Origin of the sequence: Rhizobium sp. 11_C7_N12_5 (assembly GCF_051811145.1) — a bacterium.
GTDB classification, from domain to species: Bacteria; Pseudomonadota; Alphaproteobacteria; order Rhizobiales; family Rhizobiaceae; genus Rhizobium; species Rhizobium lusitanum.
In genome coordinates, this window is the sequence record NZ_JBPWPY010000001.1 from 2,546,246 (window position 1) to 2,558,354 (window position 12,109).

Below are 12,109 nucleotides of genomic sequence, written 5' to 3' on the forward strand. Positions count from 1 at the left end.
GTTTCGCGGCTCTTTCGCCGATGCGGCATCAAGGCTTGCCGCGTTCAAAATAGTCCCGCACGAAAGAGCGTCGCAAGTCGATCTCCCGACTTTGAGACAATAGTAAGGAACGCGGAAGGTGCAAAGCCTCACCGCGCCAGTTCCTTGAGGCCGAACCGGATCAGCTTGGCGCTGTCGGCGCCCTCGCCGGCCAGTTTCATCGCGGCCGCAACGGCGTTGGCGGCCTGGTCGCGGGAATAGCCGAGGTTGGTCAGCGCAGAAACGGCGTCGGCAACGGGTGCGGCGGCAACTCCTTCGCCCAATTCCTGCTTCAAGCCGATATTTGCCGCCTCGCCGGCAAAGGCCGGCGCCTTGTTCTTCAGCTCGGTCATGATACGCACTGCAACCTTCGGGCCGACGCCCGGCGCGCGCGAAACGGCGGCGCGATCCTGCAGCGCGATCGCATTGGCAAGCTCGGCTGGCGTTAAGGTCGACAACAGCGCCAGTGCCACTTTCGCGCCCACGCCCTGCACTGTCTGGAGTATGTTGAACCACTCCCGCTCCAGTGCCGTCGTGAAGCCGAAGAGCCGGATCTGGTCTTCGCGGACATAGGTCTCGATGAAGAGAATGCAGGCTTCGCCGACAGAGCCGAGCTTCGACAGTGTGCGGCCCGAGCAGTAGGCGACATAGCAGACGCCGTGCACGTCCACGAGCACATAATCCTCGCCGAGCTCTTCGATTGTGCCTTTCAGCTTGCCGATCATGAATGATGTCCGTCAGGGATGGGTTTCAGGGGAGATGAGGTCGAGCGAAGGAAAGTGGGAACGGTAGCGCGAGGCATCCCGTGTCAGCAGCCTGTGTCTTCGCCACTCGGCATGGGCACCGATGAGAAAGTCCGGAAGGGTTCTCTCCCTTTGGCCACCGGCGAGCCGATAGAGACGATGCGCCTTGCCGGCTCGAAACGCAGCCTCGAAGGGTATGGCTTCGCGCTTCATGTCGAGCCAGGACAAGGCGACCGTCAAGTCCTCCTCGCTCAAAGGCGAAGCAGCGAGTTCCGACCAGACCACCGGGCTGATAACGAGATCACCCTCTCCGATACATTGTTTCAGCAACTTTGCCGACCATTGCCGCTGGGCCGATGCCGGACCGAGGATATCGATGAAGATGTTGGTATCAACGAGGGTCGACGTCGTCACGCGGACCTCTCAGAAACTCCATAAATTCGTCGGTTGTCATGCCGCCAAGGTCCATCGTACCCCCGACGCGCCCCAGCCAGTCGTCGAAATCGCGAATAGCCGGATCCGATGCCTCGGCGATCTTGACGAGCATCGCGCCGCTGCCCGAGGCGATAAAATCAACCTCCGAGCCCGGGCCGATGCCGAGCCTGTCTCGAATTTCCTTCGGGATGGTCACCTGACCCTTTTCCGTCACACGCATGGTAATACCTCTTCAGTAATACTTAGCGGCCAACCCGGAACAGGTCAAGAACAAACTACCCTGCCAATGCCGCCTGCCGCAGCCGGTTGGTGCCGCGATTGTGGGCGTGGCAAATGGCAATAGCGAGTGCGTCGGCCGCGTCATTGCCCTTGAACTCGACCTTGGGCATCAGGATCTTCAGCATCATATGGATCTGCTGCTTCTCGCCATGCCCCACGCCGATGACGGCTTTCTTGACAGCATTCGGCGCATATTCGGATACCGGCAAACCCGCGCGCGCCGGCACCAGCATGACGACGCCGCGCGCCTGCCCGAGCTTCAGCGTCGCCACCGCATCCTTGTTGACGAAGGTCTGCTCGACGGCAGCTTCATCCGGCTTGTAACTATGAACGATCTCCGCAAGCCCGTCGTGAAGCTGGCAAAGGCGAGAGGCGAGATCCATATCGCCGTCCGAGGTCACCGTTCCCGATGCTACGAAACGCAGAGAATTGCCAAGTATATCGATAACCCCCCAGCCGGTGCGGCGCAGGCCCGGATCGATACCGATGATGCGAATCGTGTTTTGCATGGGTCAACCTATCTTTCAGGCCGAAGATGTGCCAGCAAAATGTGAACAAAACAAAAACAAGCCACAGATTGCCGGCGGTTCCCGCCACGCTGAAAGCATCGTGACGAAATCGTGGCGGCAGGGTTTGGAATGAGGCCCCGGCGCTCCTACATGGTGGAAACACATCCTCCCTTTCACCACGCAGGTTTCTTGCCATGGTTCCCTTTTCAATCCTCGATCTTTCGCCCGTTGCCGAAGGCAGCACCATCCGCCAGTCCTTCGACGGTTCGAAGCGAATGGCGCAGAAGGCGGAGGAGCTCGGTTACAACAGGTTCTGGCTGGCCGAGCACCACGGCATGCCGGGCGTCGCCAGTGCCGCGACGGCTGTCGTTATCGGCCATGTCGGCGCGGCAACCTCGCGCATCCGCATCGGTTCGGGCGGCGTCATGCTGCCGAACCATTCCCCGCTTGTCATCGCCGAGCAATTCGGCACGCTGGAAGCCCTGTTTCCCGGCCGTGTCGATCTCGGCCTCGGCCGGGCGCCGGGCACCGACATGCGCACGGCGCAGGCCCTACGCCGCAACATCGATGCCGGCGCGCAAAGCTTCCCCAACGATATCGTCGAGCTGCAGCATCTGTTCAGCCCGGCCGACGAGAACCAGATCATTCTCGCCGTTCCCGGCCATGGCGCCAACGTGCCGATCTGGCTGCTCGGCTCCAGTCTCTACAGCGCCCATCTCGCCGCCATGCTCGGCCTTCCCTATGCCTTCGCCTCGCATTTCGCGCCGGAAGCCCTGCTTGACGCGGTCGCCATCTACCGGGAGCGTTTCACGCCATCGGCAACGCTCGACAAGCCCTATGTCATGGTCGGCGTCATGGGCTCGACGGCAGATACGGATGAGGAGGCGCAATACCATTTCACCTCTGCACAGCAGCAATTCGTCAACCTGCGCCGCAATGTGCGCGGCCCCTTCCCTCGCCCGCGCAAGGACATGGACGATTTCTGGACACCGATGGAAAAGCTGAATGTGGAAAACACGCTGCGCTATGCCGTGGTCGGTTCCCCGGCGACCGCCGAGGCGAAACTCCGGCAATTCATTAGGGATACCGAGGCTGACGAGGTCATCATTTCGATGCCGATCCACGATATCGAGGCGCGATTGAGATCGGTTGAGCTGTTCGCTACGCTTCCGAGCTTCAAGAAGGTGTCCTGACTTTCGAATGCGAACTATCCGGTGAGCCGATCTTCTGTGAGCGGCTCACCACGCGATCGACGAGGTCAGGATACGAGCCTCGTCTTCCAGTGGCGTCTGATCAACATATCCAACGACAGCTTGCCGGCGCCGGCGACGATCAGCACGAACATTCCACCCGAGATCGCCAGGTCCTTTTCGAAGTGCAAGAGTTCATTGTGACTGGCGAAGTTCGTGTGAAACAACAGCGCTGTCAGCAAGCAGAACAGGCCGAGACCGAATGCCGCCAATCGGGTCGTGAACCCGAGCGCAATGGCAAGGCCTGCAGCAAGCTGCACGGCGATGGTTGCAGTCGCGATAGGTGCGGCGACGCCGAGCTTTGCCATGGCTTCCAATGCATTATCGAAATGGCTGGCGAGTTCGATACCCTCTTCCAGAAAGAGTAACGACAGCAGCATGCGGCCGAACAGCAGTGCCATGTCCGCCATATTGACGAGAGCGGCACTCTCCTCTTCGTATTCCATGGATTTCCTCCTTCACAGCAACATCCGGGCGGTTTCCGCTCTCGGCGGCATCTCCACGACTTGGTCGAATGGAAATGCCGCCGGGTCAGTTGGGGCCGAGTTCTAGTTGCTTGCCTTCGCGGCGATCGCCTTGGTCAGATCATCCAGCTCCTCGCAGCCGCCGGGGCAAAGTTTGGTGAGTGTGGCAAGCTGTTCGCGAGCCTTGGGCATGTCGCCGGTTTCGACATAGAGTTCGCCGAGATATTCATGCGCGCCCTTGTGATCCGGCTGCAATTCCAACGCCTTGGTGTAGTAGGTCAGCGACGTTCGATAGTCCCCGGTCTTGCGCAGGGTAAAGCCCATCAGATTGTAGACATCGGCCTGCTGATGCTCCTCGGCGATATCGCGAAGCTCGGCAAGCGCGCCGGCATAATTCTTCGCATCGATCTTGGCGCGCACCGACGTCAGATCCGGCGCGTCGGTGGCCTCCATATTGTCGACGGCGAAGGCGACGCCGGCCGTTGCGGCGGGAATGACGATCACGGCGCACAGGCCGGCAATTCCGAGAATGGCATGTTTCAACATGGTCTTGCTCCTTCTTGGCCGCTCAGGCCTGGATGGTGGGGGTGAATCCGTAAGCGTTGCCGTCCTTTACGAAGGTACCGGAGCCGGGGAACGGAAAATGCGAGCCGCAAATCCTGATCTTGTCGGCAATAACGCGGTCGATCAGCTTGCGGCGGGTACCGACGGCCATCGGGCCGTCCTGGTCGTAGGCTCCCTGCCATTCGGGATGGGGGGCGAGCAGCGCCGGCACGTACATGATGTCGGCCGAGACCATCAGCTGCTCGTTGCCGCCATCGACGAGGAAGACCGAGTGACCGGGGGTGTGACCAGGCGCGGCCATGATGCGCACGCCCGGCGCGACCTCGGCGCCATCATCGACCAGCCGCCAGTTCTTCCACGTCGGAAAGACGGAAGCGATGCGCCTGCCCGCTTCCTTGCGCCCCTCCGCCAGCTTGTCGACGCGGCCTGGATCGGTCCACCAGTTGTACTCGGTGGCATTGACCACAAGCTCGGCATTGGCGAACACCGGCGCATTCGTTCCTTTTTCCATCAGGCCCCAGACATGGTCCGGATGGAAATGCGAGATCATGATCGTGTCGATTTTCTTGTAGTCGATGCCGGCGGCGGCCATGTTGGCCGGAAGATGCGTGGCATTGGTCTGCCACTGCCCGACGCCCGACCCGGCATCCATCATGATCTTTCGGCCACCGATATCGAGGACGACGACGGTCAACGGAATGGGCATGAACTCCGTCGTCAGGCCGGCCTTGGAAAGCGCCTCCTTGGTGTCATCGACGGAGGCGTTCTTGATGAAGGCCGGATCGTGCGGCTTGCGCCAGATGCCGTCATAGACGGCCGTGACGTCGATCGAGCCGACCTTGTATTTGTAGAAGCCCGTCGTCGGCTCCAGTGGGGTCGCGGCAAAGGCTTGCGGAATGAATTCGAGCTTCGACGACAGTCCGAAGGCTGCCGCAGCGGCGGCCGTCCCGAGCACGGCACGGCGGGTCATGTCAAACATCGCGATATCTCCTCAAGGTTATGGCTTTGGGGCCAGGCGGAGGGCGCTGCAGATTGCCGCCCCCGCTGAGGAAGAAGATCAGCGACTGCGGGCACTTATTCCCTGCAGCACGGAAGATTCATTCAAATAATTGAATTTAATAGGCTATTTTGGCTGGATGCCGAAAGCCCGGATCGCAATCCGCTGGGTGCAGAGCGCCCGAGTGCATGTCTTCGACTTTTTCGCATCCGATCGGGAATAAAACCCGAGCAAGTGCGATCTACGTCTTTAGGCAAGATTGCAAGCGCCGGACCCGAGGCTTACAGTCAACATCGGCGTTTCGCGGGGACCATGATGACAGACGCCCAGATTATAAGCGCGATTTCATTCGACCGCCGGTTTCACGCGATGAACTGGAGTCGCCCGCAAGCAAGCGTGATGCGCAGCCTGAAGCGGCTTCTCATCCGGTTGGTTGGCCCGTTTGCCGGACCGAAGGCGCACGGAACGAAGGAGGCTAGCTACTCCAGCCTCATGATGGTGGCCGAGACAGCAGCAAATGACGAACCGCGCCTGCATACAATCTCATCGTCGGACGAAACCATGCGCCGCTTCCAGCGCACGATCGTTCCGCATCTGGATGCCGCCTATAATTTCGCGCGCTTCTTGAGCAGGGATGCCGATGCCGCCCAGGATATCGTGCAGGAGGCATTCCTGCGCGCCTATCGCGGCTTTGGCGGCTTTCGCAATGGCGATGCCCGGGCCTGGACATTCACCATCGTCCGCAACTGCTATCACGCTTGGCTGCAGGAAGGGCGACGCAAGACCCGTTACGAACAGCCGATGACCGATGGCAATGACTCACCGGAGGATCCGCCGTCGTCCGACCCGGCCTCCGAGGAAGACACCCCTGAGGCGGCGTTAATCCGCAAGGCGGAAACGCTGCGGGTGCGCCAGGTCATCAACATGCTGCCCGATGCCATGCGCGAAGTCCTCGTCCTGCGTGAGCTCGAAGATCTTTCCTATAAGGAGATCGCCGAAATCATCGATGCGCCGATCGGCACAGTCATGTCGCGCCTTGCCCGCGCTCGCCGCGATTTCGGCGAAGCCTGGCGCAGCCTCGACGCGAAAGGGGCGGCGCGGTGAGCAACGGGGAACACAGTGATCACGGCGAATGGAGCGACCTACTGCATGGCTTCATTGATGGCGAACTCGATCCGGCCCACACCGCAAGTTTCGAGACGCATCTTGCGACCTGCCGAGAATGTGCCCACGAGATGGAAGAGGCTCTTATGGTAAAACGCCTTGCCGGCCGCGAAGGAGTGAAATGGCAGGCACCGGACGCCGTCCATGCACGCGTCCAGGCCGCGTTGGCGCTGGAACAGGTCATGATGGCACGCGCCGTGGCGGCAACGATCCAAACGGAGAACCCATGGCGTAGCTTCTGGCGGTTTGTCCGGCAATGGAGCTTTATACCATCGCTCGCAGCCCTGGCAGCCAGCCTCATGCTGGTTTTGAACATGCCGCAGCAGAGCCAAACGATCGAAGATCAGCTTCTTGCGAGCCACGTGCGCTCGATGCTCGCCGATCACCTGACCGACGTGCTGACCTCGGATCAGCATACCGTCAAGCCGTGGTTCAGCGGCAAGATCGATTTTTCTCCACCGGTGGTCGATCTGGCGGCACAGGGTTTTCCCCTTGTCGGCGGCCGCGTGGACTATCTGAACGGTCGGGTCGTGGCGGCGCTGATCTACCACCGGCACGGCCATATCATCAATCTCTTCATCTGGCCCGGCACGGCCACCACTCGCAGCAGCGCCGAGAAGGAGGGCTACAATTTCGCCGAATGGTATGCGGACGGGCTGGTCTTCTGGGCAGTATCCGATGTCAGCGCCACCGACCTTTCTGCCTTTCGTGATGATTTCTCGCGCGCCACCACACCCTAGAGCGTTTTGTTTCTTTACGCATTCCAGACGGAAAACCGCTTCGCATTTTTCCTGGAAATGCTCTAAGGCGCAAAAAAGCCAGCCGCATGGGCTGCGGCCGGCTTTTTGCAAGCAGTTTATCCGTATCAGGCCGAGAGCTTCGCCATCACTTCCTCGGAAACCTCGAAGTTCGAATAGACGTTCTGTACGTCGTCGTCGTCTTCGAGGCTGTCGATAAGCTTCATCAGCGACTGAGCCTTTTCTTCATCGACCGGCACATTGTTCTGCGCGCGCCAGATCGCCTTGACCGTTTCGGCCTCGCCGAGCGTCGCTTCGAGCGCCTTGGCGACTTCGTTCATCGCTTCGAAGCCGCAGATGATGGTGTGGCCCTCTTCGTCGCTCTCGACGTCATCGGCGCCGGCTTCGATCGCTGCTTCCATCACCTTGTCGGCGTCGCCGACTGTCGGCTTGTAGGTGATCTCGCCGACATGGTCGAAGGAGAAGGAGACCGAGCCGGTTTCACCGAGCGCGCCGCCTGCCTTGGTGAAGATCGAGCGGACGTTGGAAGCCGTGCGGTTGCGGTTGTCTGTCAGCGCTTCGACGATGATCGCCGTGCCGCCGGGGCCGTAGCCCTCGTAGCGGACTGCATCGTAGTTTTCGCCGTCATTGCCGGCCGCCTTCTTGATGGCGCGGTCGATATTATCCTTGGGCATCGACTGGGCCTTGGCGTTCTGGATCGCGAGGCGCAGACTTGCGTTCATGGTCGGGTCAGGCAGACCCGCCTTGGCGGCGACGGTGATTTCACGCGCCAGCTTCGAGAACATTTTCGAACGCACCGAATCCTGACGACCCTTGCGGTGCATGATGTTTTTAAACTGTGAATGGCCAGCCATGGCACCCCTGTTCACGTCTTTTGTTGGGAATGGCCGCCTTATAAGAGCGAAGCGGCCTTCATTCAAGCAAAAAGCCGGATAATGGCGTCGGTCGAGGCCTTCCGCCACTATTCCTACGGTTTGACGGCAAGCTTGCCTGCCCGAATATCCGCAACGGTTTCCATGGCCTTGTTCAATCCCTCGAGCGACGCGCGTTCGTCCTTGATTACGGGTCGCAGATCGGGCGACCAGTCATTGATGGCGCCAACGCGCGCTAGGAAAGTGCTACCGCTTCTCATCTGGTGAATGATCCGGCTTGCCGGAACGCAGCCCTGTGCATCCGTAGCAACCGCCGGATGGCTATCAACTCTGATCAAGGCAGTCATGCCCGGCGCATCATGCGACAAGAGGCAGACGCGTTGCGGTGTTGGTGAACTTCCGTAGTCGATGAACAAAGCCCCCGACAGGGACGTAATGCTGCAATTGCGTTTGTCAGTCATTGCATCGGTTGGGCATGACACGCTCCAACTGCCAGCGGCTAACAGATTTGCGCTTTTGCCGACAGAAACAGTTCCCTGACTGAATTTTTGGAGGCGATAGCCATCGGGCGTCGTGTTGACCGGGTTTGATGAGACGCAGCCCGATAGCGCTGCAGCTATTATTGTAGTCAAAAGAACCCGATTCATGCGCTTCCCCCAATGGTATGGCGCAATCAATCACGGCCAGCGGAAGTTGCATAGGTGAGTAGGATACATATCCCAACGAAAATCGTCACAGCCCCTTGAGCACATAGATCAGCGGCTTGCGCGGCAAGGTCTTCACCGACACCGTGACGCTCGGGGTCGGCGCGTAGGCGACGTCGAAGTCGGGACCGAACAGGGCCAGGAACTGATCGACCGGTGGACCCCAGCGATGCATGGGCAGGATCAGCGACGAACGCAGCCTTTTCACCACCCGGCTCATGCTGTCAGCCCCCATGGTCAAGCCGCCGTCGACCGGCACCATCACGACATCGAGCCGGCCGATCTCGGCATATTGCTGGTCGGTAAGCTCGAAATGCAGATGCCCCAGATGGCCGATGCAGAGACCGGCGACCTCGAAGATGAAGATCGAATTGCCGTTGGGCTCGATGCCGCCGCCCCAGGAGCGGATATCGGTCACCACGTTGCGGATCAGCGTGTCACCGACGGTCAGGTGGATCTTTGCCGGTTCGCCAGGCGTGTCGCTCCAGCCATGCAGCACATATTTGATCGTCGAGTCCGGCGTCAGCGTGTAGTGGCTCGGATGCGCCTTGTTCATCGTGACGACCTCAGGCGTATAGGGCGGCGGATAAGCGCCGCTATAATCCGTGGCGATGGAAACGCCGCCGGGCGTCTCGATGAAAAGCGTGGCGTGGCCGAGGAAGGTAATCTTCACATCGCCATTCACAGGATCGTCGGCGAGCGTCGGACCGGGAGGAGAAAAGCTGGCGAATGTCGCCTTGGGCAAGGATTGCGCGATCGCCTGGCACTGACTGGGCTGCGGGCGCGAAGGTTTTTGCTGAGCATTTGCCGTGCTCCAGCAGAAAACCAACGATAGGAAAAACGCGGCAAGGACAGGAAATCGCTGTAACATGCCATCCCCTCAAGCCAGATAGTAGCCGAAGGATGCGGCACGACCCGAAACAGGTCCAGCAACATTCAGGCACGATTGCTCACAATCGCGTCATCATATGCCGACGATGAATTATAGAGCGTGATGCCGAAAAGTGTATGCGGTTTTCGGATGACATCACGCTCTACTTCTTTGATTCTAGAGCGGATTCAGATTTTAGGTCGACCTGACCTAAAATCATCTGGCTCTAGTGCAGCGATCAGCGCCAGAAATCCGGAATGGTCTCCGCAAGCCGCGGGCCGAGCCGCAGCGGCGCGATCTTCTCAGCCAATCCCGTCGCGTCGGAAATCTCGACGCCGACGCCGCAGATGGTGGCAGGCCCGGAAGCCGCTTCGAACCGTCCCTTCGGCATCTTCGAGATGAAGCGGTTGAGCGGCTCTTCCTTTTCCATGCCGAGCGAGGAATCATAATCGCCGCACATGCCGGCATCCGACATGTAGGCCGTGCCACCGTTCAGGATCTGCGCATCGGCGGTCGGCACATGTGTATGCGTGCCAACCACGAAGCTGGCGCGGCCGTCAACGAAATGGCCGAAGCATTGCTTCTCGCTGGTCGCCTCCGCATGAAAGTCGAAGATGATGGCGTCCGCCTGCTCCTTCAGCGGGCAGGCATCGAGGATGACCTCTGCCGATTTAAAGGGATCGTCGAGCTCCGGATGCATGAAGACGCGGCCCATGATATTGGCAACGAGCACGCGGGCGCCATTGCGCGCATAGTAGATACCGGAGCCGCGGCCGGGCGTGCCGGCCGGATAGTTGGCGGGACGCAGGAACTGATCGTGGCGCTCGCAGAAAACGACAGCCTCCTTCTGATCCCAGACATGGTTGCCCGTCGTCACCACATCGGCGCCGGCATTGATTGTTTCGAGGAAGATGTCCTCGGTGATGCCGAACCCGCCGGCAGCATTCTCGCCATTGACGATGACGAAATCGAGCTTCAGATCGGACACGAGCCCCGGAAGGCGGTCCCATACCGCAGTTCGTCCGGTCTTGCCGACCATGTCACCCAGAAAAAGCAGCCGCATTCGCTATCCAATCGCTTCCGAAACGAAATTGAGTCCGCTCTCGGTCAAAATCGCGTCAAGACGGACATCATGCGGCTCAGCCGGTACTGATGGCACTTCTTGGCAATCGAATGCAATGCCGATGAGCCTCGGATTCAAGCCTTTTTGATGCAGACGGGTGATGGCGCGGTCGTAATGGCCGGCTCCGTAGCCGATACGATGGCCGGTACTGTCGAATGCCGAGAGCGGCACCAGCATGATATCGGGATCGAGCACTGCCGCATCAGGCCCCGGCCCGGAGGTGCCGAACCCGGTCGCAATGAGCGCTGCACCCGGCACGAGCTCGCGAAAGACGATGGTGCTCCGGTTGAGGATCGCGGGCACGCAAAGCCGCGCACCGCGCTCCCTGAGTCGCGCCATTAACGGCCTTATATCCACCTCGGACCGGATCGGCAGAAAACCGGAAACGATCGCTCCCGGCGCGACATCGATGGCATCGCCGCCATGGGCAGCCATGGCCAGTCCCATCTCGATGCGTTCATCGGCTGGAATGGCGTCACGCGCCGCCAGACGCTCGTTGCGATATTGGGCTTTCAGCTCTTTGGGGGTCATCGGATCTTCGCGATTTTCCATGATATCACGAAAACATAATGAGCCGGCGGCCTAATGCAATGCGCGAAAACGACATCTGGCGATGGTATGAGGCGAGCCGCAATCAACCACTCGTGCGCACGACGGACATCTTTCCGTCGCCATCCGGATGCGCGCGGACATTTTCATAGTTCAGCAGCGTCGAGTGGCCGGTTTCCACCGGATGGGAATGCGTGGCGGTGATCACCATCACATCGGCGCCGGCGGCTTCGCCTGCCTTGATGCCGGCCATCACATCCTCGAACACTAGGCAATCGGAAGTGCGCAGGCCAAGACGTTCCGCCCCGAGAATGTAGCACTGCGGGTCCGGCTTGCCGACCTTGACGTCCTCGGCGGTCACGATGAAGCGCGGCACCGGGATGCCGGCAGCGTCAAGTCGGGCCATCGCCAGGCGGTACGGGGAAGAGGTCACGATCGCCCACCGCTCCGGCGGCAGGGACGCGAGGAAATCGATGGCTCCCGGCAGTGCGACCACGCCCTCGACGTCGGCAATCTCCGCCTCCACGATGCCAGCCGACTCGGCAACCGGATCGACGCCGGGCAGGTTCAACTGGCCGATCGTATCGACACCGCGTTTGCCATGCATGGTCGGCATGAACTTTTCAACGTCCAGACCCTTGCTGCGAGCCCAATTGCCCCAGACGCGTTCGGCGGCTGCGATCGAATTGATGATCGTGCCATCCATGTCGAACAGGAAGCCGGAATAGGCTTTGGTGAAGGCGGAAGAGGATGCAGCGGACAAGGCAGGCCCTTTCTGGACGTGAAAACGAGCGGCCGGCGCAGCCGCG

16 protein-coding genes are annotated in these 12,109 nt (G+C 60.2%); 3 read left to right on the plus strand and 13 right to left on the minus strand.

Going from position 1 to position 12,109, the window contains the following annotated elements; all coding sequences use genetic code 11:
* Positions 1–128: 128 nt before the first annotated feature.
* From ruvA to ruvC, 4 genes are read right to left on the minus strand one after another with little or no spacing between them, the layout of a single operon-like run.
* Positions 129–743 carry a Holliday junction branch migration protein RuvA gene (gene ruvA, locus AB8B29_RS12570; RefSeq protein ID WP_037196499.1) on the minus strand — a complete coding sequence of 205 codons (615 nt, stop codon included), beginning with the start codon at positions 741–743 and terminating at the stop codon, positions 129–131.
* Between the two features lie 12 nt (positions 744–755).
* A complete protein-coding gene (locus AB8B29_RS12575; protein ID WP_037196497.1) occupies positions 756–1,175 on the minus strand; it encodes a type II toxin-antitoxin system VapC family toxin in 420 nt (139 codons plus the stop codon).
* The gene (locus tag AB8B29_RS12580; RefSeq protein WP_037196495.1) at positions 1,153–1,416 is read right to left on the minus strand and encodes an AbrB/MazE/SpoVT family DNA-binding domain-containing protein; all 264 of its coding nucleotides are present in this window, start codon (positions 1,414–1,416) and stop codon (positions 1,153–1,155) included. Before AB8B29_RS12580 ends, AB8B29_RS12575 begins: the two co-directional genes overlap by 23 nt.
* Before the next feature lie 55 nt (positions 1,417–1,471).
* On the minus strand, positions 1,472–1,984 hold the full coding sequence (gene ruvC, locus AB8B29_RS12585; protein WP_034503625.1) for a crossover junction endodeoxyribonuclease RuvC: 513 nt from the start codon (positions 1,982–1,984) through the stop codon (positions 1,472–1,474).
* Between the two features lie 194 nt (positions 1,985–2,178).
* Here ruvC and AB8B29_RS12590 point away from each other — a divergent pair, with 194 nt between their 5' ends.
* A complete protein-coding gene (locus tag AB8B29_RS12590; protein ID WP_037196494.1) occupies positions 2,179–3,177 on the plus strand; it encodes an LLM class flavin-dependent oxidoreductase in 999 nt (332 codons plus the stop codon).
* A 65-nt stretch (positions 3,178–3,242) separates the two neighbouring features.
* Here the strand turns inward: AB8B29_RS12590 and AB8B29_RS12595 are convergent, their stop codons facing one another.
* From AB8B29_RS12595 to AB8B29_RS12605, 3 genes are all read right to left on the minus strand, one after another.
* Positions 3,243–3,680 carry a DoxX family protein gene (locus AB8B29_RS12595; RefSeq protein ID WP_037196493.1) on the minus strand — a complete coding sequence of 146 codons (438 nt, stop codon included), beginning with the start codon at positions 3,678–3,680 and terminating at the stop codon, positions 3,243–3,245.
* 102 nt (positions 3,681–3,782) lie between these two features.
* On the minus strand, positions 3,783–4,244 hold the full coding sequence (locus AB8B29_RS12600) for a tetratricopeptide repeat protein (RefSeq protein ID WP_037196492.1): 462 nt from the start codon (positions 4,242–4,244) through the stop codon (positions 3,783–3,785).
* Between the two features lie 22 nt (positions 4,245–4,266).
* Entirely contained in the window at positions 4,267–5,241 is a 975-nt protein-coding gene (locus tag AB8B29_RS12605) for an MBL fold metallo-hydrolase (RefSeq protein ID WP_037196491.1), read from the minus strand.
* Between the two features lie 387 nt (positions 5,242–5,628).
* On the opposite strand from AB8B29_RS12605, the gene AB8B29_RS12610 reads away from it, so the two are divergent.
* Both AB8B29_RS12610 and AB8B29_RS12615 read left to right on the plus strand, forming a co-directional pair.
* Positions 5,629–6,363, plus strand: coding sequence for a sigma-70 family RNA polymerase sigma factor (locus AB8B29_RS12610; RefSeq protein ID WP_081938724.1), 735 nt, complete (start codon positions 5,629–5,631; stop codon positions 6,361–6,363).
* The gene (locus AB8B29_RS12615; protein ID WP_047555372.1) at positions 6,360–7,163 is read left to right on the plus strand and encodes an anti-sigma factor family protein; all 804 of its coding nucleotides are present in this window, start codon (positions 6,360–6,362) and stop codon (positions 7,161–7,163) included. Before AB8B29_RS12610 ends, AB8B29_RS12615 begins: the two co-directional genes overlap by 4 nt.
* A 125-nt stretch (positions 7,164–7,288) precedes the next feature.
* On the opposite strand, the gene AB8B29_RS12620 is transcribed toward AB8B29_RS12615, so the two are convergent.
* The 6 genes from AB8B29_RS12620 to AB8B29_RS12645 form a co-directional block, all read right to left on the minus strand.
* On the minus strand, positions 7,289–8,035 hold the full coding sequence (locus AB8B29_RS12620; RefSeq protein ID WP_037196489.1) for a YebC/PmpR family DNA-binding transcriptional regulator: 747 nt from the start codon (positions 8,033–8,035) through the stop codon (positions 7,289–7,291).
* A gap of 113 nt (positions 8,036–8,148) precedes the next feature.
* Positions 8,149–8,700 carry a hypothetical protein gene (locus AB8B29_RS12625; protein WP_141694054.1) on the minus strand — a complete coding sequence of 184 codons (552 nt, stop codon included), beginning with the start codon at positions 8,698–8,700 and terminating at the stop codon, positions 8,149–8,151.
* 85 nt (positions 8,701–8,785) lie between these two features.
* Positions 8,786–9,628, minus strand: coding sequence for an MBL fold metallo-hydrolase (locus tag AB8B29_RS12630; RefSeq protein WP_113118527.1), 843 nt, complete (start codon positions 9,626–9,628; stop codon positions 8,786–8,788).
* A gap of 238 nt (positions 9,629–9,866) precedes the next feature.
* A complete protein-coding gene (locus tag AB8B29_RS12635) occupies positions 9,867–10,691 on the minus strand; it encodes a TIGR00282 family metallophosphoesterase (RefSeq protein WP_034503611.1) in 825 nt (274 codons plus the stop codon).
* A gap of 3 nt (positions 10,692–10,694) precedes the next feature.
* The gene (locus tag AB8B29_RS12640) at positions 10,695–11,282 is read right to left on the minus strand and encodes a 5-formyltetrahydrofolate cyclo-ligase (RefSeq protein WP_037196600.1); all 588 of its coding nucleotides are present in this window, start codon (positions 11,280–11,282) and stop codon (positions 10,695–10,697) included.
* A gap of 103 nt (positions 11,283–11,385) precedes the next feature.
* Positions 11,386–12,063 carry an HAD family hydrolase gene (locus AB8B29_RS12645; protein WP_037196484.1) on the minus strand — a complete coding sequence of 226 codons (678 nt, stop codon included), beginning with the start codon at positions 12,061–12,063 and terminating at the stop codon, positions 11,386–11,388.
* Positions 12,064–12,109 lie beyond the last annotated feature (46 nt).